Source organism: Reyranella sp. (assembly GCF_965279625.1).
Lineage (GTDB): Bacteria > Pseudomonadota > Alphaproteobacteria > Reyranellales > Reyranellaceae > Reyranella.
Window position 1 is genome coordinate 1,071,910 of record NZ_OZ257251.1, and the last position, 21,330, is coordinate 1,093,239.

Below are 21,330 nucleotides of genomic sequence, written 5' to 3' on the forward strand. Positions count from 1 at the left end.
CCTTCCCCCGGCGTTGCCTCGGCTTGCGCCGGTTCGCTAATGCGAGGAGCCCTCGAGCGACTTCACGATGTTCTCGCACATCACCTTGGCGTCGGCGAAGAGCATCATCGTGTTGTCGCGGAAGAACAGTTCGTTGTCGACGCCGGCATAGCCCGACGACATGCCGCGCTTCACGAACAGCACGGTCTGCGCCTTCTCGACGTCGAGGATCGGCATGCCGTAGATCGCGCTCTTGGGGTCGGTCTTGGCGGCCGGGTTGGTGACGTCGTTGGCGCCGATCACGAAGGCCACGTCGGTCGAGGCGAAGTCGCGGTTGATGTCGTCGAGCTCGAAGACCTCGTCGTAGGGCACGTTGGCCTCGGCCAGCAGCACGTTCATGTGGCCGGGCATGCGGCCGGCCACCGGATGGATGGCGTAGCGCACCTGCACGCCCTCCTTCTTCAGGAGGTCGGCCATCTCGCGCAGCGCGTGCTGGGCCTGCGCCACCGCCATGCCGTAGCCCGGGACGATGATGACCGACTGGGCGTTCTTCATCAGGAAGGCCGCGTCCTCGGCCGAGCCGGCCTTGACCGGCTTGTCGTTCTTCACCGCCGGCCCGCCGGCCGCCGCGCTGTCGGTGCCGAAGCCGCCCAGGATCACGTTGAAGATCGAACGGTTCATGCCCTTGCACATGATGTAGCTCAGGATCGCGCCCGAGGAGCCGACCAGCGCGCCGGTCACGATCAGCGCCGTGTTGCCCAGGGTGAAGCCGATGCCGGCCGCCGCCCATCCCGAATAGGAATTGAGCATCGACACCACGACCGGCATGTCGGCGCCGCCGATCGGCAGGATCAGCAGGAAGCCCAGCGCCAGCGACAGCACGACCAGCAGGACGAAGGTCGAGGTGTGGCCACGCATGGCGAACCAGACCAGCAGCACGACCAGCGCGATGCCCAGCAGCGCGTTCAGCGGATGCTGGCCCTTGAAGACCAGCGGTGAGCCCGAGACCAGGCCCTGCAGCTTGGCGAAGGCCACGACCGAGCCGGTGAAGGTGATGGCGCCGATCACGGTGCCCAGTCCCATCTCGATCAGGCTCTGGGCCTTGATCTTGCCGGGCAGGCCGATCCCGAAGGCCTCGGGCGAGAGGAACGCGGCGGCGGCGACGAACACCGCGGCGAGACCCACGAGCGAATGGAAGGCCGCCACGAGCTGCGGCAGCGCCGTCATCTGGATGCGTAGCGCCACGAACGTGCCGATCGCGCCGCCGATCACCAGGCCGGCCAGGATCAGCCAGGGCGAGAGGACGCCGGGCGACAGCACGGTGACGCCGATGGCGACCACCATACCGACGATGCCGAACAGGTTGCCCTGCCGCGAGGTCGTCGGCGAGGACAGGCCGCGCAGCGCCATGATGAAACAGATGGCGGCGATCAGATAGCCGTAGGCGGCCAGTTCCTGGGTGAACATCCCTTGCTCCCGCCGACTACTTCTTGACCGGCTTCTTCTTGAACATCGACAGCATCCGGTGCGTGACGATGAACCCGCCGAAGATGTTCACCGCGGCCAGAGCCACGGCGATGAAACCGAAGAGCTGCGCCGCGCCCAGGCCCTTGAGGCCCGCCGCCAGCAGCGCGCCGACGATGATCACTGAGGAAACCGCGTTGGTGACGGCCATCAGCGGCGAATGCAGCGCCGGGGTCACCCGCCAGACGACGTAGTAACCCACGAAGCAGGACAGCGCGAAGATGGTCAGCAGCGCCACGAACGGCATGTGGCCGTCCGGGATCGCGACCGGGCTCGCCGCCGCGGCGTCGGTGATCTGCTGCGCCAGGGCCTTGAGTTGGGCGGCGACGTCCTGCGCCTGGGTCGCGAGCTTGGAGGCCTCGCCTGCGATCTTGTCGTCCATGGAGCCGCTCCTAAGCCTGGGTCAGCGAGGGATGCACGATCTGCCCGTCGCGGGTGACCAGCGTGCCCTTCACGACCTCGTCCTCGAGGTTGATCGTGAGCGCCTTGGTCTCCTTGTCGACCATCGGCGTGATGAAGTTCAGCAGGTTGCGCGAGAACAGCGCCGAGGCGTCGGTCGCCAGCTCGCCCGGAAGGTTGGCCGGCCCGACGATCTTCACACCGTACTTCTCGACCACCTTGCCGAACTCCGACAGCGGGCAGTTGCCGCCCTGCTCGACCGCCATGTCGACGATCACCGAGCCGGGCTTCATCGTCTTGACCATCTCCTCGGTCACCAGCACCGGGGCCTTGCGGCCGGGGATCAGCGCCGTGGTGATCACGATGTCCTGGAGCTTGATATGGTCGGCGACGAGGGCGGCCTGCTTGGCCTGGTACTCGGCGCTCATCTGCTTGGCGTAGCCGCCCGCCGTCTCGGCCGCCTTGAATTCCTCGTCCTCGACCGCGACGAACTTGGCGCCGAGCGACTGGACCTGCTCCTTGGTCGCCGGGCGCACGTCGGTGGCGGTGACCACGGAACCGAGGCGCCGTGCCGTGGCGATCGCCTGCAGTCCGGCGACGCCCACGCCCATGATGAAGCTGCGCGACGGCGCGAGCGTGCCGCCGGGCGTCATCATCTGCGGGAAGATGCGGCCGTAATTGTTCGCCGCCACCAGCACGGCCTTGTAGCCCGCGAGATTGGCCTGCGAGGACAGAATGTCCATCGACTGCGCACGCGTGATGCGCGGAATCAGTTCGAGTGCGAACGAGGTGACGCCGCGCGACGCCAGCGCCTGCACCAGCTCCTTGTTGGTCAGCGCTCCGAGCGGCGCCATCAGGGTCTGGCCCTGGCGCAGCAGGCCGAGCTCGTCGAGCCCTTCCTCCGCCGTCATCGGCCGCTGGATCTTGAAGACGATGTCGCCCGCGGCGATGGCCGACGCCGCGTCCGGCACGATCGTCGCGCCGGCTTCGCTATAGGCCTGGTCCGTATAGGCGGCGACCGTTCCGGCGCCTGCCTCGATCGTGATCTCCGCGCCCAGCGCCTTCAGCTTCTTGACCGTCTCGGGAGTGGCGGCCACACGGGTTTCGTGGGGCATGCGTTCTTTGACGATAGCGATTTTCATGGGGCGCTTCAGATCCGTTTGACCGCGGCGGGACGCTTCGTGCGCTGCACCTTGCACAGCGATCTGTTCTTTGCCAAGCCGGTTTTTCGCCGCGCGGACGCCTTCGGCTTACCCGCACCCATGTCCCATGCTACGCCTCGACCATGGCTGACCAACCGCACATCCTGACCGGCTTCCATTTCACAAAGGCGACGCTCGCTTCGTTCGGTGAGCGCTGCACGATCATCGGGCACATGGACAATCCCACGCCCACCGTCGCCGACATCCCGCCCGGCACCGCCGCCACGGTGCAGGCGATCGTCAGCACCGGCAGCGTCGGGCTCTCGGACGCGATGATGGCGGCCCTGCCTAGGCTTTCCCTCTTCTGCTGCTACGGCACGGGCTACGAGCGCGTCGATCTCGAAGCGGCCCGCCGGCGCAACATCCTGATCACGCACGGCGCCGACGCCAATGCGCCCGACGTGGCGGAACTCGCGGTCGGCATTCTCCTGGCCTCGACCCGCCGCCTGGTGCGCGCCGACAAGATGATCCGGCGCGGCGAGTGGAAACAGCGCATCCCCAATCGCTTCGGCGCCATCGCCGGCCTGACCGGCGGCAGGGTCGGCATCCTGGGCCTCGGTGCAATCGGCCTGGAGGTCGCCCGGCGCCTCAAGGGATTCGATGTCGAGATCGGCTACTGCAACCGCAGTGAGCGCAGCGACGTCGACTTCCCCTACTTCCCGAACGTGATGGCGCTCGCCACCTGGTGCGACTACCTGATCGTCTGCCTGCGCTCGGATGCCTCCAACCGGCACATCATCAACGCCGACGTGCTGAAGGCGCTGGGTCCGCGTGGCCACGTCGTCAACATCTCGCGCGGCTGGGCGGTCGACGAGGCGGCCCTGGCCGATGCGCTGCGCAACGACATCATCGAAGGCGCGGCCCTCGACGTGTTCGACGAGGAGCCTTACACCGGCACCGAGCTTCTGGAACTCGACAAGCTGGTGATGACGCCGCATTTCGGCGGCGGCACGCAGCACGCCCAGCGCCGCATGACCGACCTCGTCTGCCGCAACCTCGACAACCATTTCGCCGGCAAGCCGGTCGTCTCCCCGGTGCCCGAACTGCGCGACTGGGCCAACTCCCCCGACGCGCCCAAGCCTCGTTAGCGCTTCTCGGTGCCGTTGCCCTACAGCCTCATCCTGAGGAGGCCCGAAGGGCCGTCTCGAAGGATGGGCAACAGGCAAGGTGCGCGCTCCCACCCTTCGAGACGCATCGCTGCGCGATGCTCCTCAGCGACTGTGTCTGAGGTCAAGCGTTTTGCCATGGTGTCCTGTCTCTGAGGATGGCGTTGAGGATGACAAGAAGTTTGCGGGCGACGGCGATGGTGGCGACCATCTTGGTCTTACCGGCGGCGATGAGGCGCTCGTAGAAGGTTTTCAAGGGTGGGTTCCAGCGCTTGGCGACTTGGGCGCCAATGAAGAGGGCCGTTCGGACCACCGCCCGTCCGCCCCCGATGCGGGCCTTGCCCTTCCAGAGACCGGACTGGCGTGTGTAGGGAGCCAGGCCGGCAAGCGCTGCAATTTTTTTATGATCGAGCCGCCCCAACTCGGGCAGTTCGGCCAGCAAGGTCCTGGCGATGATCGAGCCAATGCCTGGCACCGATGCCAGCAGGTCTTCCTTCTCCCGCCACAGCGGTGAACCGCGCACGGCGCCATCGATGTCATGGTCGATAGTGCCGAGTTCGCGCTCAAGAGCCTTCAACAATCGCTCGATGCTCTTGCGCACGCGCGGCGGCTCGGTGCGATACAGGCGCTGACGTTCGGACGCAATCATCTCGACGATCTGGCGCCGGCGCGCCATCAGATCGGAAAGCAGGCGAGCGGCCCCATCGGGCAGCAGCCGGATCTGGGGCCGGGTGGCCTCGGCGAAGCGGGCGATGACCGACGCGTCGATCGGATCGGTCTTGGCACGCTGTCCCAGCGCCTGGGCAAAGGCCCGGACCTGTGCCGGATTGACGATCACCACAGGCATGCCGTGGTCCGAGAGGGTCGCGGCGACGAGGGTCTCGTAGCCGCCAGTGGCTTCGACCGCCACGAGGTCCACCGTGTCGCCCAGGCGGCGGCACAGCTCGACGAGGCCTGTTGCGTCGCGGGAAACCGCAAAGGCCTCCTGCGACGGCAGGACATGCACATCCAGTCGGTCCTTCGACACGTCGATGCCGACAATGCGACGGTGTTCCATGGCAACCCTTCCTTGCGAAAGCGAGCTCGCGATGCGGCCCACGCGACTGTTCGGGTTCGCTGGAACGACGGACGGGCGACCTTGCTGAGGAACGAGCTTCGACGCCCCGGGGTGAGTCGGTCTACCCGCCGCCACCGCGCCGGCTAGTCTAGCCGATCCGGCAGACGCCGACTTACAAGGGTGAGGTCATTGCTTGGACGTCAAGCATGGTTGCTTCGCTGCGCTCAGCAACCATTAAGAATGCACTATGCGGCGACGCGGCGAGATGAGATCCACGGGGTGCCGCGGGCGACGACGGCGTTGACCTGGATGAGCATCTTGCGCGCACAGGCGATCATGATCTTACGATGGGGTTTGCCGGCGGTCTTCAGGCGTTGATACAGCGCCTTGATGGCCGGATTCCAGCGGAAGGCTGCCGCGAGGCTGGCGGCATAGAGCGTGCGACGCACCCGATCGCGGCCGCCGCCGATGCGGCTCTGGCCTCTCCATTTGCCCGACTGCCGCACGAAGGGAGCCAGCCCCGCCAGGGAGACAATCGGTTCACGCTCGAGACGCCCGAGTTCGGGCAGCAGCAGCAGCAGGCTGAGCGCGGTGCGCTCGCCGACCCCGTCGACGCTCTGGATCAGTTGCAGCCGGGCCAGCAGGTCAGGCTCGGCGGCGATGCTCTTCATCAGCAGGATCCGCTCTGCCGCCTCGCGCCGTTCCAGCCGCTCGACCTCCCGGCGCAGGAAGCGGCGCACATGCGCCAGATGCGCGGCCTCCAGGCGCGTCTTGGCCCGCACCACGTCGCCCTCCAGCTGCTCGATCAGCCGCAGATGCTCGGCAAGGGGAACCAGCCGCGCATCCGAAGCCTCGTGCACCTTGTCGAGCAACGCCGCGCAGGTGGCGATCAGCGCCGCATCCAGTGGGTCACTCTTGGCCCGGCGCAGGCGGTATTGCGCGAACGCCCGGACCTGTAGGGGCTGCAATACCGCTACTTCGAAGCCGGCCTCGCGCAACGTGCCAGTCACTTCCTGCGAGTACGAACCGGTGGATTCCAGACCGACCCGCACGACCTGCGCCGCGCGGAGCCATTGGATCAGCTGGTGATGGCCGGCCGCACTGTTGTCGAACGCCATGCGGTCTGCCGCGCCGTGCAGCGCCACGTCCAGCCGCGCCTTGCCGATGTCGATCCCGGCTACGACCATGCTAACATCGCTCATCTTCGTCCATCCTGCCTCGTCTTCGAACCTGGAGTTCGGGCAACCATCCGGATCGGGTGAAGAGGCCGGCCGCGATCTTGCTGAGCTCATCCCCCAAAGGGATCAGACGACGTCGATCCGACGACCGGCCGCGCGGGCCCGGATGGCCATCCGGGCCCGCGCGCTCCTTGCGAAGCGTCTAAAGGCTAGCCGTTTTTGCTAAGACGAGGACGACATCAATTCGGCGGATCTTTTCCAATGGCGATGCGCGCGCCCGTATATTTCGGCGGCGTGTCGAACCAGACGTCGACATAGGCGCGCAGGGCCGAAGGGTAGCGCCGCAACTCGGTCATGAGGCTGTAGGCCCGCGTCACGTCCTGCGCCTCGAAGCCCCAGGCCTCGATGCCCTGCTCGCGCGCAAGGAAAATCGCGCGTGAGAGGTGGAAGCGCTGGGACACGATGATCATGCGCGTCTGCCCGAAGACCGATTCCGCCCGCAGGATCGAGTCCAGCGTGCGAAGCCCCGCGAAATCCCGGTAGATCGCCTCGGGCGGCACACCGCGTTTGATCAGCCCTTCGCGCATCGCCGTCGGCTCGTCATAGTCGGCACGGCTGTTGTCGCCGCTTACCAGCAGGTATTTCACCTTGCCGGCCTTGTAGAGCGCAGCGGCCGCGTCGAGCCTGTAGACGAAGTAGCGATTGGGCCCGCCCTCCGGACCGATCGGCGCGGCCCCCAGCACGAGCGCCACCGGCACGTCGGGCAGCCTCTTCGGATCGTCGGTGATGTACGCCGCGGCCAGCGCTTCGAGCCGGCGTTCGGCGGCCCATGACAGGAGAGACATCAGGAGGGCCATCGCGCCGAGCGCGAGCACCGCGTACAACATCAACCGCATGTCATCGCCTTGATCACACTCCCGACACCCGCTCGTCACCCTCCGTAGAGAGCCCGCATGCCCCGCCTCAGCACCGCCGAAGCCACGGTCGAAACCCTCCTGCTGCACGGTCTCGACACGGTCTATGCCCTGCCCGGCCTGCATCAGGATCCGCTGTTCGACGCGTTCTATCACGCTTCGGACCGGCTGCGGGTGATCCATCCGCGCCACGAGCAGACGGCGGCCTACATGGCGCTGGGCGCGGCGCTGGCGACCGGCAAGCCGCAGGCCTTCGGGGTCGTACCCGGTCCCGGCCTGCTCAATGCAGGCGCCGCTTTGCTCACGGCCTATGGCATGAACGCGCCGGTGATCGGCCTGATCGGCCAGATCCCGCAGGCCGACATCGACAAGGGCCATGGCCACCTGCACGAGATCCACGATCAGCTGGGCCTCATGCGCCACATCACCAAATGGGCCGAACGAATCCGCAGCCCGCAGGAGGCGCCGACCCTAGTGAGCCAGGCGATCTGGCATGCCACCTCGGGCCGCCCGCGTCCCGTCGCGCTGGAATGCGCGCTCGATACCTGGGCCAAGCGCAGCGAGGTGGTGATCCCCGATGCGCCGCTGCCCCTCCCGCCGGAAACGATCGACGACGAGGCGATCGAGACGGCCGCGCGGATTCTCGGGCAGGCCGAGCGACCGATCATCGTATTGGGCGGCGGCGCCATGGACGCCTCAGACGAGATCATCAGGCTGGCCGAGATGCTCGAGGCGCCGGTCAGCTCCTACCGCCGCGGCCGCGGGATCGTTCCCTCCTCGCACCGGCTCGCCGTCGACATGCCGATTGGCCATCGCCTGTGGAAGGACGCCGATGCCGTACTGGCGGTCGGCACGCGCTTCTTCATCCAGAACGGCAATTGGGGGATCGACGACAGGCTGAAGGTGGTGCGGGTCGACATCGATCCCGACGAGCCCGAGCGTTTCCGCAAGCCCGATGCCGCGCTGGTTGGCGATGCCGCGCCGCAGCTTCGGGCGCTGATCGCGGCGCTTGGCCGCCACAACCGCAAGCGTGCCTCGCGCGCCGAGGAGCTGAACGGCCATCGCGCCTGGTTCGCGGGCCGGCTGTCCAAGCTCGAGCCGCAGCTCTCCTTCCTGAAGGCGATCCGCAACGCGCTGCCCGAGGACGGCATCTTCGTCGACGAGGTCTCGCAGATGGGCTTCGCCTCGCGCGTCGCGCTGCCCATCGAGAAGCCGCGCACGTTCCTGTCGCCGGGTTACCAGGACAATCTCGGCTGGGGATTCGGCACGGCCCTCGGCGCCAAAGCCGCGATGCCCGACCGCAAGGTCCTGGCGATCGCCGGCGACGGCGGCTTCATGTACCAGGTGGGAGAGCTCGCCACCGCCGCTCGGCACAACATCGCCGTGGTCGTCGTGGTGTTCGACAACGGCGCCTTCGGCAACGTGAAGCGCATCCAACAGGAGCGCTACGGCAACCGGCTGATCGCCTCGGACCTGCAGAATCCCGACTTCGCCAAGCTGGCCGATTCCTTCGGCATCGCCTCGTTCAAGGCGTTCGACGCCAGGCAATTGGAAGACGCCCTGCACAAGGCGTTCGCGCTGAACGCACCCGCGCTGGTCTGGGTCCCCCATGGCGACGTCCCCAGCCCCTGGGACTTGATCATGATGCCGAAAGTACGAGGATGATGAAGCTTCCACGACGCCCGCAGGCCGTTATCTTCGACATGGATGGCCTCATCTTCGATACCGAGCAGCTCTACCAGGAAGCGATCATGGCGGCCGCGGATGAAGTCGGGCAACCCATGACGCCCGACATCTTCCTCGCGATGATCGGCCGCCCGTGGATACGGTCGCGCGAGTTCCTCGTGGGGCACTACGGACCGGGCTTCGAAGTGGACGACTTCAGGGCGGCCTGGAATCGGCACTTCGACTTGATCGTGGATGCCCGACTCGCGTTGAAGCCCGGCGTCGTCGAACTGCTGGATGCCCTCGATCAGCTCGCCCTCCCGCGCGCCATTGCGACCTCGTCGACCCATCACACCGTCCGCCATCATTTGAGTGCGCATGATCTCACCGGACGTTTTCACCACGTCGTGGCGCACGGTGACTATCTGAACGGCAAGCCCGCACCGGATCCCTATCTGAAGGCGGCTGGATTGGTGGGCATCGATCCCGTCTGCTGTCTTGCGCTGGAGGATTCACACAATGGTGTCAGGTCGGCAGCCGCTGCCGGCATGATGACGATCATGGTGCCTGACCTTCTCGACGCAACCGACGAAATCAGAGAATTGTGCGCTCTGGTCGTGCCCGATCTGCACGCCGTTCGCGGCCTCGTCAGTCGATAGCGTCGGCGGTCTTGTCGAGCGGATAGGCAACGACGTCGCCGGCCACCGGGACAATCTTTGCCGTGGCGCTGGTCACGCGGACGGGGAACGCCACCACGCCACAGCCGGACAGGGCGACCGCGACGGTCAGGAGGACCGCAGCGCTCACGAATCGCTTGGGAGAGAGAATGCGGGTCATCATTCCGATGAAACGCCCTCCAACCGGATTTGTTGCCGCTACCGCAACCCTGCGAGGATCTCGGCAAAGTCCGTGCGGCACCTGAAACCCAACACACACTCCGCCTTGCCGGCGTCATAGACACGGTCAATCGTGTCGAACATGGTCCAGCCACGCTTTTCATAGAGTGCGCGATAGTCGGGGAAGAGGCGCGCCACGACCGCCGGCGCATCGGTGATCAAGTCGTGGCAATCGTCGCGCGTGAACGGCGTCGGTGCCGAGACGATGAACGTGTCGAAGCCGATCTCTTGCGCCTTTGACAGCGCGACGACATGCGCCTCGGCGGCATCCTCGACGCTGAGGCGGCGGAACAGGAACTCGTTGGCCTTGGTGTTCTCGCCCGACTGGACGATGGCATGGGCCATGTCGTCTTCCTCGGGAAAGAAACGCGAGGTGCGCAGGATCAGGACCGGCAGCTTGTGCAGGTGATTGAACAGCCGGCACAGTTCCTCGGCAGCGAGCTTGGTGACGCCGTAGATGTTGCGTGGCCTGAGCGGCGTCATCGTCTCGTCGATCCACACCGCCTCCTTCGCCCCGCCGGCCTTTCCGTCGCGAATCTCCTGCGAGATCATGAGCGAGGTCGTCGAGGTGAACACGAAGCGGTCGACGGGCGAGCCCGGCGCGACCGCTTCCTCCAGCAGGTTCAGCGTCCCCTGCACGTTGACGGCGACGAACTCGGAATTGTCATGGGTCTCGATATGCGGCTTGTGGCGCGCCGCGGCATGCACGATGGCGGTGATGCCCTCGTCGCGGATCACGCGACGGACCAGCGCGCGGTCGACGACCGAACCCACCACGCTCGTCGTGGCACCCGGTTCCGGATCGAGGCCCACGACCTTGTGGCCGTCGCGCGCGAGCCGCGGCACCAGGGTCTGGCCGAGCCAGCCCGAGGAGCCGGTCACCAGGATGTTCACGGCTGGCTCGCGTCCTCGAGTCCGGCCTCTTTAAGCGCCAGGTCCTGCCGCTGGGTCAGCGCATCGACATCGAAGCCGTCGATCAGCCCCTCGAAGAGCTGGTGCCAGTTGATCGAGGCGCGGAGATGGATGAACACCGAGCCCAGTCCGATGGCGGCGCGGTCCATGAACACGAACTCGCGCGGCGGCCGCACGCCGCCCATCTTGCGCAGCTCGCCGAACACGTTCTGCGCCATCTCGCGGCCATAGCCCTCGGCCATCCCCTCGGTGAGACGGCGCGGACGATCGTCCATCAGCGGCCCATAGAGGAAGGCGGCCCAGCGATTGAGGATCGCGATCATCTCCTTGGTCAGACCCGTAAAGCCCCAATCCTCGTAGGCCGCGACGGCGCGCGCCTCGTCGTCGGTCATCAGCGCGCGATAGAGCTCGATCGAGCCGCGCACGAAACGCGGCGGGAAGATGCGGATACAGCCGAAGTCCATCAGGTTCACCGAACCGTCGGGCCGCACCGAATAGTTGCCGAGATGCGGGTCGCCGTGGATGGCGCCGTAGAAGTAGAACGGCACGTACCAGGCGCGGAACATGGCGATGGCCAGTGCATCGCGCTCTTCCTGCGAGCGGGTCTTCCAGTTGAGCAGCGGCTCGCCCTGCAGCCAGTCCATCGTGAGCAGGCGCTCGGTCGAATGGGAGGCGACGACGGCCGCCACGTGGACCTGGGGCTCGTCGCGCAGCATGTGGCGGTAGAGCGCCGCGTGCCGGGCCTCGCGGCGATAGTCGAGTTCCTCGCGCAGGCGGCTGGTGATCTCGGCATGGATCTCGTCGGTGCGGATCGCCGGATCGACGCGCTGGCCGATCGCGAACACGAGCTTCAGCTGGTTGAGGTCGGCCTCCAGCGCCGAGGACATGTCGGGATACTGGAGCTTGGCCGCGACCTCGCGCCCGTCCAGCAGCGTCGCGCGGTGGACCTGGCCCAGCGAGGCGGCGAACGACGCTTCCTTGTCGAAGCGGGCGAACTTGGCCTGCCAGTCAGGGCCGAGTTCCGAGGCCATGCGGCGGCGCACGAAAGCCCAGCCCATCGCCGGCGCGTTGGCCTGCAACTGCGCCAGCTCGCGGGCATATTCCGGCGGCAGCGCGTCCGGGATGGTGGCGAGCAATTGCGCCGCCTTCATCAGCGGGCCCTTCAGCCCGCCCAGCGCCGCCTTCAGCTCGCCGGCATGCTTGTCGCGGTCGAGGTTGAAGCCGAGATAGCGCTGCCCCGCCAGCTTGACCGCCAGCCCGCCGACCGACGTGCCGACCCGGGCATAGCGCCCGAGCCGTCCGCCCAGGGAGTCACCTTCATCTGCCATCGCGGCCTACAGCTTCTCCAGCTCGTCGATGAAGCCCGAGATCACCTCGAGGCCCTTGTCCCAGAAGGCGGGATCGGAGGCGTCGAGACCGAACGGCGCCAGCAGCTCCTTGTGCCGCTTCACGCCGCCCGAGCGCAGCATGTCGAGATACTTCTCCTGGAACCCGTCGGGCTGGGCCTGGTACGCCGCGTAGAGCGAGTTCACCAGGCAGTCGCCGAAGGCATAGGCGTAGACGTAGAACGGCGAGTGGATGAAGTGGCCGATATAGGACCAGTAGTGCCTGTACTCGTCGTCGAAGGTGAAGGCCGGACCGAGGCTCTCCTTCTGCACCGCCATCCAGATCTCGCCGATTGCGTCCGGCGTCAGTTCGCCCTCGCGGCGCGCCATGTGGAGGCGCGACTCGAAATCGTAGAACGCGATCTGGCGCACCACGGTGTTCAGCATGTCCTCGACCTTGCCGGCCAGCATCGCCTTGCGCGTGGCCTTGTCGGGCGCGGTCTTGAGCAGCGACTGGAAGGTCAGCATCTCGCCGAACACCGACGCGGTTTCGGCGAGCGTCAACGGCGTGTCGGCCATCAGCGGGCCCTGCTTGGCCGCCAGCACCTGGTGCACGCCATGGCCCAGCTCGTGGGCCAGCGTCATCACGTCCCGCACCTTCCCCTGGTAGTTCAGCAGAAGATACGGATGCGCCGACGGCACCGTCGGATGGGCGAAGGCGCCCGGCGACTTGCCCGGCCGCGCCGGCGCGTCGATCCAGCCGGTGCCGAAGAACTTGCGACCGACATCGGCCAGCTCCGGCGAGAACGCGTTATAGGCGTCGAGCACGATCTTCTCGGCCTCGGGCCATGGGATCGTGCGATCGTCATGCTCGGGCAGCGGCGCGTTGCGATCCCAGTAGGGCATCGTCTCGACGCCGAACCACTTGGCCTTGAGCTTGTAGTAGCGATGGGCGAGCTTCGGGTACGCCGCCTTCACCGAGGCCGCGAGCGCATCGACGACCTCGTCCTCGACCACGTTGGCCAGGTTCCGGAACGATTGCGGTCGGGCGTACTTGCGCCAGCGATCGTCGATCTCCTTGTCCTTGATCAGCGTGTTGGTGATCAGCGAGAAGACCGCGATGTTGTCGCCCTGGACCTTGCCGAACGACTTGGCGGCCTCCTTGCGCACCGCGGCATCCTTGTTCGACAGCTTGTCGAGGATCTGCGGCTCGCTCAGCATCTCGTTGCCGAACGGATAGCGCAGCCGCGCGATCGTCTCGTCGAACAGGCGCGACCAGGCGCTGCTGCCGACCACCGACTGGTCGTGCTGGAACTTCTCCAGCTCGTCGGAGAGCTGATGCGGGCGGAACAGGCGCGCGTCGCGCAGCCACGGCCCATACTTCGCGAGTTCCGGTGCCTTCAGCTTCTCGGCGAGGTCGGCATCCTCGATCTTGTTGATCTCGAGCCGGAAGAACAGGAGCTTCGAGCCGATGTCGTTCAGCTTCTCGGAGATGTCCTGGGCGAACCGGTTGCGTTCCGGGTCGGACTGATCCTGGGCGGAATAGAGCTGGGCATAGGAGCCGATCCGCCCCAGCAGGTCGCTCATCGCCTCCAGGCGAACGATCGCCCCACCCAGCGCCTTGCCGTCGAGCCCGACGATCTTGCCCTGGTAGTCCTTCTCGAAAGATTCGGCCTCTGCGGCGGCGCGCTTCAGGTCGGCGTTCAGGTCCGTCCCGCCCGGGCTCGAATAGAGGTCGGCCAAATTCCAGGTCGGCAGATCGCCCAGCACAACGTTCATCCAAAAACTCCCTGCGTCGCTACTGATATGGGGCGCGCCCCGCTTCGTGACCAGAGGCCCCACTTCGTGCCTAGAGGGAAGTACTAGAGCGAACGCCGGATCGCAGCCACCCGATCTACCACGCTTCCGGGCTCGACGGGCACCAGCTCGAAGCCATGCGCACGATAAGTGCGCTCATGCACCGCCTCGAAGCGCCTTGCGTCCTCCAGGCCGATCCGCCGCGCCGCCGTGGCCTCGATGAATCCCATCAGGCGCACGAAGAAGACGCGACGCTCGTAGAAGCCGGAGCGCTTCAGCTCTTCGATTTCATTACGCAGCAGATCGGACGGCGGATGGCCGAGAAACGCGGCCAGCGCCTCGGTGCAGAAGGCCGACCGGTCGTGGAACTGGACCTCTCCCGACACGGCCAGCCGCCGCTGCCGCTGCAGCGCCACGATCCGGTCGATGAAATCCGGATCGGTCCAGGGCTCGGCGACGCCCTTGGCCTGTTCGAGGGCGATGACGTCGGTCGCCGCCTCCTCGACCACGGCGAGGCCGTCCACCTCGAGCTGCCGCACCACCGCCGTCTTCCCCGCCCCCGGCGCCCCGGTGAGGATGAACCTGCCCGTCCTCATGCTGTCTTCCCTTGTCGCGTATGAGGTAAAGGTCCCTCGCTTACGCTCGGGATGACAACTTTGCTGGGGTTTGCGCAGTGCGCCGATCAGACAAACGGTGTCATCCCGAGCGGGTTAACCACCGCCCTGGAGCGTAAGCGAGGGACCCTTCTGTTCTTCAGGTGCCGAGCTTTGCTCGGCTCAGAGCCGGTTGTAGGCCTTGAACCAGTCGACGAAGAGCGGGATGCCCCTCTCGACGCTGACCTTGGGGGTCCAGCCGAAGTCGCGGGTCGTGGCGTCGATGTCAGCGGCGGTTTCCGGCATGTCGCCCGGCTCGCCCGGCTTGAGCTCGATGACGGCCTTCCGGCGCAGGGCCTTCTCGAACAGGGCGATGACGTCGAGGATTTCCTCGCTGCGCGACCCGCCGAGATTGTAGAGCCGGTGCCCGGCGGTCGCGGGCGGCTGGTCGAGGGCCGCCAGCGTCCCGGCCGCGATATCGTCGATGTAGGTGAAGTCGCGCTTCAGCTTGCCGTGGTGATAGAGCGGGATCGTGCGGCCCTCGTGGATCGCCCGGGCGAAGATATAGGGTGACATGTCGGGCCGCCCCCAGGGTCCGTAGACCGTGAAGTAGCGCAGGCCGGTCGCCTTGAGGCCGTACTGGTGCACGTAGGTCTCGGTCATCAGCTCGCCGGACCGCTTGGTGGCGGCGTACAGCGAGACCGGATGGTCGACCCGGTCCCCGACCGCGAAGGGAATCTTGTCGTTGCCGCCATAAACCGACGACGAGGACGCATAGACCAGGTGCCTGAGCTGCGATCCCAGCTGGCGCGCCAGCTCCAGCACGACGAGATGCCCCATCACGTTGGTCTGGACGTAGATGTAGGGGTCGATCTGCGAATGGCGGATGCCCGGCTGGGCCGCCAGATGGACGATCCGGTCCAGACCGCCGTGGCGGTCGGCCAGCCCCAGCATCGTCGCGCGGTCCGATATGTCGCCCTCGACGAAAGTGAAGCCGGCGGTCTCGCGCAGGGGCTTCAACCGGGCGAACTTCAGCACCGGATCGTAATATTCGCTGAAATTGTCGATGCCCACGACCCGATCGCCGCGCGCGAGCAGGGCCCGGGCGACGTGGGAGCCGACGAACCCGGCAACACCTGTAACAAGGACTGAAGTCATGGCGGCGGACGCTTACAACATTTCACACCAGGGTGACACCTTGAAACGGCAGCGGGTTGCCGCCCGCCCCGCCTGACCTAAACCGTCGTTTTTCGGCCACGGCCGCCTTCCGCATTGCCTGCCGCGTGCAAACGTCGCTACCGTCCCCATATTGAAATGTCAGGGAGGTTGCCATGCCCCTCGCGGTAACCCTAGACGACAAGTACGTTCTCGAACGCGGACGCGTTTACCTCACCGGGACGCAGGCGCTGGTGCGCCTCCCCATGATGCAGCGCCAGCGCGACCTCGCCGCCGGCCTGAACACCGGCGGCTACATTTCCGGCTATCGCGGCTCGCCGCTCGGCGGCTTCGACCAGGCGCTGTGGCAGGCCAAGAAGTTCATCAAGAAGAGCCACATCGAGTTCCAGCCGGGCATCAACGAGGACCTGGCCGCCACCGCCCTGTGGGGCACCCAGCAGATCCACCTCTATCCCGGCGCGCGCTACGACGGCGTGTTCGGCATGTGGTACGGCAAGGGACCCGGCGTCGACCGCTCCGGCGACGTCTTCAAGCACGCCAACTATGCCGGTACCTCCAAGCATGGCGGCGTCGTGGCCCTCGCCGGCGACGACCACATGGCGAAATCCTCGACCGTCGCCCATCAGAGCGAGCCGGCCTTCATGTCGGCCGGCATGCCGGTCATCCACCCCGCCGGCGTCCAGGAATATCTCGACTGGGGCCTGCACGCCTTCGCGATGTCGCGTTACTCGGGCCTGTGGGTGGCCTTCAAGGTGCTCAGCGAGACGGTCGACAGCTCGGCCTCGGTCTACATCGACCCGCACCGGGTCGAGATCCACACCCCCACCGATTTCGTCCTGCCGCCCGACGGCGTGCACATCCGCTGGCCCGACGACTGGCTGGGCCAGGAGCGCCGCGTCGTCACCATCAAGCAGCCCGCCGCGCTGGCCTACTGGCGCGCCAACAAGCTCGACCGGCTGATGCTCGGCCGGCCCGACGCCCGCTTCGGCATCGTCACCGTCGGCAAGTCCTATCTCGACGTGCGCCAGGCGCTGGACGAGCTAGGGATCGAGGACACCGAAGCCGAGCGCCTGGGCCTCGCCATCTACAAGGTGGGCATGGTCTGGCCGCTGGAGACCGAGGGCGCCATCGCCTTCGCCGCCGGCAAGCGCGAGATCCTGGTGATCGAGGAGAAGCGCAACCTGATCGAGCAGCAGCTCAAGGAAGCGCTGTTCAACGCTCCGGCCGACCGCCGCCCCGTCGTGGTCGGCAAGACCGACGAGCGCGGCCAGATGCTGCTCAAGACCGACGGCGAGCTCACGCCCTTCGAGATCGCCTCGGCCATCGTCGCCCGCTTCGGCCTCGATTCGTTCAGCGGCCGCACCAAGGAGCGCTTCGAGGCGCTGAAGCGCCGCGCCGGCCGCCAGGTGCGCAACGAGGCCGGCCTCGCCCGTGTCCCCTATTTCTGCTCCGGCTGCCCGCACAACACGTCGACCAAGGTGCCGGACGGCTCGATGGCGATGGCCGGCATCGGCTGCCATACGCTGGCCATCGGCATGGAGCGCAACACCAAGACCTTCACCCACATGGGCGCCGAGGGCGCGCCGTGGGTCGGCGCCAGCCACTTCACCGACATGCCGCACGTCTTCCAGAACCTGGGCGACGGCACCTACTTCCATTCGGGCTATCTCGCGATCCGTCACGCGGTCGCGACCAACACCACCATCACCTACAAGATCCTCTACAACGACGCCGTCGCCATGACCGGCGGCCAGCCGCACGACGGCAACGTCCATCCCTGGACGATCAGCCAGCAGGTCCATGCCGAGGGCGTGGGCCGCATCGCGCTGGTGAGCGACGAGCCGGACAAATATCCGGTCGGCACGCCGTGGGCGCCGGGCGTCACCTTCCATCACCGCGACCAGCTCGATGAGGTCCAGCGCGAGCTGCGCGAGGTCAAGGGCGTCTCGGTCCTGATCTACGACCAGACCTGCGCCGCCGAGAAGCGCCGCCGCCGCAAGCGCGGCACCTTCCCCGATCCCAACAAGCGGCTCTTCATCAACGAAACCGTCTGCGAAGGCTGCGGCGACTGTTCCGTGAAGTCGAACTGCCTCTCGGTCGTGCCGGTCGAGACCGAGTTTGGCCGCAAGCGCGCCATCGACCAGTCGTCCTGCAACAAGGACTTCTCCTGCCAGAACGGCTTCTGCCCCTCCTTCGTGAGCGTCGAGGGCGGCACGCTGAAGAAGGGCAAGGCGGTCACCGCGAAGAAGACCGACGGCGCCGCCGCGCCGGAGCCGGAGATGCCGGCCGCGCCGACGCTTCCGTCGGTCGAGGACAAGCCCTACGGCGTCCTCATAACCGGCATCGGCGGCACCGGCGTCGTCACCATCGGCGCCATCATGGGCATGGCCGCCCATATCGAAGGCAAGGGCGCGACCGTGCTCGACCAGCTCGGCATGGCGCAGAAGGGCGGCGCGGTGATCAGCCACGTCCGCATCGGCGCGACGCCCGAAGCCCTGCACGCCGTGCGCCTGGCCGCCGGCGGCGCCAACGTGCTGCTGGGCTGCGACCTGGTCGTCAGCGCCAGCCCCAACGCGCTGGCCAGCCTCGAGCCCGGCGTCTCGCACGCCGTCGTCAACACGCACGAGACCATCACCGGCGAGTTCACGCGCCATCCCGACCTCGCCTTCCCGACCAACACGCTGAAGCTCTCGGTCGAGGCCGCGGCCGGCGCCGACGGGGTCGATTTCCTCGACGCCACCGGCATCGCCACCGCGCTGATGGGCGATTCGATCGCCACCAACATGTTCGTGCTGGGCTACGCCTACCAGAAGGGCCTGATCCCGCTCGCGCACGAAACGATCGAGCGCGCCATCGAGCTGAACGGCGCCGCCGTGCCGATGAACCTGGCGGCCTTCCGCTGGGGCCGCCGCGCCGCCGCCGACCGCGCCGCGGTCGAAAAGCTGGTCGCGCCCAAGGCGACCAAGGATAACGTTGTCGCCTTCACGCGCAGCCAGCCGAAGACGCTCGACGAGATCGTGGCCTCGCGCACGAAGCACCTGACCGGCTACCAGAACGCGGCGCTGGCCCAGCGCTACAAGGCGCTGGTCGACAAGGTGCGCGCCACTGAACAGAAGATCGGCCAGACCGGTCTCGCCGAGGCCGTCGCGCTCTACTACTCGAAGCTGCTCTCCTACAAGGACGAGTACGAGGTCGCCCGCCTCTACACCGAGACCGCCTTCCAGGCCGGCCTCAGCAAGCAGTTCGACGGCGACTACAAGCTCAAGTTTCACCTCGCCCCGCCGCTCTTCTCCAGCCGCGACCCGCAGACCGGCCAGCTCATCAAACAGGAGTTCGGTGCCTGGATGCTCCCGGCCTTCCGCGTGCTGGCGAAGCTCAAGGGCCTGCGCGGCACCAGGTTCGACGTGTTCGGCTACACCGAGGAACGCAAGACCGAGCGCAAACTGATCGCCGACTACGAAGCGCTGATCGACGAACTGCTGGCGACCCTATCCGCCCAGAACCACCCGCTCGCGATCAAGCTCGCCTCCATCCCCGACGACATCCGCGGCTACGGCCACGTGAAGGACGCGCACCTGGAGAAGGCCAAGAAGAAGGAAGCCGACCTGCTCCACCAATGGCGCAACCCGGAGGCGATGAAGGCGGCGGCGGAGTAAAACCAGACATATCTTTGCCAACTACCGCCATCGAAGTTGGTCCAGAACTTCGCGCTTATAGGCATCAGCAATCGCTACAAAACGCTCGATTGATCCTTGAAACATACCCGCAACAAGTGGCCCCCAGGCGTTCCCACGCTTTTTCGCCTCTGAAACCAGAAGATCATAGGCACTAGCTCCGTGTCCGCGACGATACTTCCAAGCAAATCGGCCGGGCGGCCCCCAGACGAATTCCTTCTGTCGATCCCGTTCGTCCGCAAAAGCCAATGCCAGAATTATTTCAAAGCGATCGAACAATCCTTCATAGGAACGTCCAAGAAATAGCGCTTCCTCAAGTGGCGATTGCAGAGTTGAGAACAAGTGCTCGCTCACAGGTGCAAAATTGCGCTCTCGACCAGGTAACAGCTTAAAGTGTTCCGACACATCACTAACGTTGTCGACCACAGGCATGAGCAAAGGCACATCAATTTGCCCTCGCATACTGCTGTCCAGTTGCACATGTCTCGTCAGGATTGCCGCTAACGAATCGAATCGCTCGTCCGCCAATGCAGCAATCCCCCCCGCATACATCAAACAGAAAACTGGATACCATGCTAGGTTGATCCAGATAGTTATACCTCCACCCGATCGTTCCGCATCCGCTAACCGCGCGAAGAGTCTTCCCAACAAAGCGAGCTGTCTCGTATCTGCCCAACGAGATAGCATTATCGTGATGGTGCGAAGATCTTCGATTGCGCTTTCGTATCTGGCAATTCTCTCTACTACCATCTCGTTGGAGATGGGACCGCTGACGGGAAACTCATCGCCCTCTAGCCATCTGAGAGTTTGCTTGAGATTGGAGGAAACGAAGTCATCAAGGCGAATATGCAACGTCGGATCGGAGAGGAGAGTTTTTATTTTTTCCCCAACATCCTCTCCCGAATTAGTCGCGGTCCCAATATCTGGAGTAAGCCTGATCAGAAGATCGGTACCAATTTGATCTTCCATACTCAGCGCTTCGAGCCCTTTCATTGTGAATATGAAATCTCCATCCCCGTCTACATAGCCGTAGTGCGGTGTTTGTTGAGATTGCGCGTCGTTTCCTACTTTATCTTGCACATAGGCCATTACTCGACTGGCCGTAATTATCCCCTCTTCGGAAGCTGCCGATCCCGAGAGAGCGTCGAGAACATGGCTAGTAAAAATTGAATGCCCTGGCCGCGTCCCATGGCCATCAGAAACAGGCTCGTCTCCCTTGCCTGCGGTCAATACTTGGCGCGAGTATCGCTGAAGCATGTCCCGTAGAAATCGCATGCTACCAGGCGATGCGGGCTTTCGGCTCAAAGCTAGACCACCGTAGCAGGCGTCCATGATGAATAAGATGTGCTTTGCAGGGATGAGTTCACTGTTCCTGGTCAACTCATCCCATCGGATAAGAGTCGAAAGATCTGCACTCTTGCCGTCAACCGGAACGAGAAAGCCAATTTCTCCTCTCCTGCCGGGTTCTGTATGGCCATGACCAGCAAAGAAGACGACAATCCGATCATCAGCGCTAGCCGATGGATCTTTAGCGAATCTCAGGAAAGTCTCCATAATTGCCGATTTCGTAGCATGCTCATCCAGCAGCAGTTCAACGTTGTCGGATGCAAAGCCAAAATCGGAGACAATTGCATCGGAGAAGGCCTGCGCATCATTGCGGGCGTATGCTAACGGCGGCTCGAAGCGATATTTGTTTACACCAATCACCAGCGCCCTACTGTTTAGGTATTGAGGGCGGTAAACCTGCATATCGGCCATCTATGACTTTCAGGGTTATCTGCTGTGAAATGCTACTATTCGTTGCGCTAAAAGACCAACGCGATCTCTGAGGATGATTCTTCCTAGTCCAGCATTCTTCCATAACGATGGCAGAGGCTTTACCTGAATACCGCCGACCAACATCCTCTAACTACAATAACCTGCCACCAATCTC

17 protein-coding genes are annotated in these 21,330 nt (G+C 65.3%); 4 read left to right on the forward strand and 13 right to left on the reverse strand.

Annotated features, from left to right (window positions below):
• Positions 1-36 precede the first annotated feature (36 nt).
• Genes ACQY78_RS05165 through ACQY78_RS05175 form a run of 3 tightly spaced genes read right to left on the reverse strand, consistent with a single transcriptional unit; the run spans position 37 to position 3,044 of the window.
• The gene (locus ACQY78_RS05165) at positions 37-1,446 is read right to left on the reverse strand and encodes an NAD(P)(+) transhydrogenase (Re/Si-specific) subunit beta (RefSeq protein ID WP_428683402.1); all 1,410 of its coding nucleotides are present in this window, start codon (positions 1,444-1,446) and stop codon (positions 37-39) included.
• Between the two features lie 16 nt (positions 1,447-1,462).
• Positions 1,463-1,885: an NAD(P) transhydrogenase subunit alpha gene (locus tag ACQY78_RS05170; protein WP_296322225.1), complete on the reverse strand. Its 423-nt coding sequence runs from the start codon at positions 1,883-1,885 to the stop codon at positions 1,463-1,465.
• Between the two features lie 10 nt (positions 1,886-1,895).
• Positions 1,896-3,044 (reverse strand): Re/Si-specific NAD(P)(+) transhydrogenase subunit alpha, encoded by a 1,149-nt coding sequence (locus tag ACQY78_RS05175; protein ID WP_428683404.1) that lies wholly within the window; start codon positions 3,042-3,044, stop codon positions 1,896-1,898.
• Between the two features lie 143 nt (positions 3,045-3,187).
• Here ACQY78_RS05175 and ACQY78_RS05180 point away from each other — a divergent pair, with 143 nt between their 5' ends.
• On the forward strand, positions 3,188-4,192 hold the full coding sequence (locus ACQY78_RS05180; protein ID WP_428683406.1) for a 2-hydroxyacid dehydrogenase: 1,005 nt from the start codon (positions 3,188-3,190) through the stop codon (positions 4,190-4,192).
• A gap of 142 nt (positions 4,193-4,334) precedes the next feature.
• Here ACQY78_RS05180 and ACQY78_RS05185 read toward each other — a convergent pair whose 3' ends face one another.
• The 3 genes from ACQY78_RS05185 to ACQY78_RS05195 all read right to left on the reverse strand — a co-directional run bounded on the left by ACQY78_RS05185 (position 4,335) and on the right by ACQY78_RS05195 (position 7,341).
• Positions 4,335-5,267 (reverse strand): IS110 family transposase, encoded by a 933-nt coding sequence (locus ACQY78_RS05185; RefSeq protein WP_428676352.1) that lies wholly within the window; start codon positions 5,265-5,267, stop codon positions 4,335-4,337.
• Positions 5,268-5,512: 245 nt separating this feature from the next.
• Positions 5,513-6,454, reverse strand: a complete 942-nt coding sequence (locus ACQY78_RS05190; RefSeq protein WP_428683408.1) for an IS110 family transposase — start codon at positions 6,452-6,454, stop codon at positions 5,513-5,515.
• Between the two features lie 230 nt (positions 6,455-6,684).
• Positions 6,685-7,341, reverse strand: coding sequence for a SanA/YdcF family protein (locus ACQY78_RS05195; protein ID WP_428683410.1), 657 nt, complete (start codon positions 7,339-7,341; stop codon positions 6,685-6,687).
• Positions 7,342-7,398: 57 nt separating this feature from the next.
• Between ACQY78_RS05195 and ACQY78_RS05200 the strand changes: the two genes are divergently transcribed.
• The gene (locus ACQY78_RS05200) at positions 7,399-9,024 is read left to right on the forward strand and encodes a thiamine pyrophosphate-dependent enzyme (RefSeq protein ID WP_428683412.1); all 1,626 of its coding nucleotides are present in this window, start codon (positions 7,399-7,401) and stop codon (positions 9,022-9,024) included.
• Entirely contained in the window at positions 9,021-9,683 is a 663-nt protein-coding gene (locus ACQY78_RS05205) for an HAD family hydrolase (protein WP_428683414.1), read from the forward strand. The genes ACQY78_RS05200 and ACQY78_RS05205 overlap by 4 nt, the downstream gene beginning before the upstream one ends.
• On the opposite strand, the gene ACQY78_RS05210 is transcribed toward ACQY78_RS05205, so the two are convergent.
• The 6 genes from ACQY78_RS05210 to ACQY78_RS05235 all read right to left on the reverse strand — a co-directional run bounded on the left by ACQY78_RS05210 (position 9,673) and on the right by ACQY78_RS05235 (position 15,705).
• On the reverse strand, positions 9,673-9,831 hold the full coding sequence (locus ACQY78_RS05210) for a DUF6726 family protein (protein ID WP_428683416.1): 159 nt from the start codon (positions 9,829-9,831) through the stop codon (positions 9,673-9,675). The genes ACQY78_RS05205 and ACQY78_RS05210 overlap by 11 nt on opposite strands.
• A 68-nt stretch (positions 9,832-9,899) precedes the next feature.
• The gene (locus ACQY78_RS05215; RefSeq protein WP_428683418.1) at positions 9,900-10,814 is read right to left on the reverse strand and encodes an NAD-dependent epimerase/dehydratase family protein; all 915 of its coding nucleotides are present in this window, start codon (positions 10,812-10,814) and stop codon (positions 9,900-9,902) included.
• Complete coding sequence (locus ACQY78_RS05220; RefSeq protein WP_428683420.1) at positions 10,811-12,160, reverse strand: ABC1 kinase family protein; 1,350 nt, start codon at positions 12,158-12,160, stop codon at positions 10,811-10,813. The genes ACQY78_RS05215 and ACQY78_RS05220 overlap by 4 nt, the downstream gene beginning before the upstream one ends.
• A 6-nt stretch (positions 12,161-12,166) precedes the next feature.
• Entirely contained in the window at positions 12,167-13,936 is a 1,770-nt protein-coding gene (locus tag ACQY78_RS05225; RefSeq protein ID WP_428683422.1) for a M3 family oligoendopeptidase, read from the reverse strand.
• An 83-nt stretch (positions 13,937-14,019) separates the two neighbouring features.
• On the reverse strand, positions 14,020-14,550 hold the full coding sequence (locus ACQY78_RS05230; RefSeq protein WP_428683424.1) for an AAA family ATPase: 531 nt from the start codon (positions 14,548-14,550) through the stop codon (positions 14,020-14,022).
• A 180-nt stretch (positions 14,551-14,730) separates the two neighbouring features.
• Positions 14,731-15,705 carry an NAD-dependent epimerase/dehydratase family protein gene (locus tag ACQY78_RS05235; protein ID WP_428683426.1) on the reverse strand — a complete coding sequence of 325 codons (975 nt, stop codon included), beginning with the start codon at positions 15,703-15,705 and terminating at the stop codon, positions 14,731-14,733.
• 173 nt (positions 15,706-15,878) lie between these two features.
• Here ACQY78_RS05235 and ACQY78_RS05240 point away from each other — a divergent pair, with 173 nt between their 5' ends.
• Positions 15,879-19,379 carry an indolepyruvate ferredoxin oxidoreductase family protein gene (locus ACQY78_RS05240; RefSeq protein WP_428683428.1) on the forward strand — a complete coding sequence of 1,167 codons (3,501 nt, stop codon included), beginning with the start codon at positions 15,879-15,881 and terminating at the stop codon, positions 19,377-19,379.
• A gap of 21 nt (positions 19,380-19,400) precedes the next feature.
• Here the strand turns inward: ACQY78_RS05240 and ACQY78_RS05245 are convergent, their stop codons facing one another.
• On the reverse strand, positions 19,401-21,155 hold the full coding sequence (locus ACQY78_RS05245) for a caspase family protein (RefSeq protein WP_428683430.1): 1,755 nt from the start codon (positions 21,153-21,155) through the stop codon (positions 19,401-19,403).
• Positions 21,156-21,330: the final 175 nt, after the last annotated feature.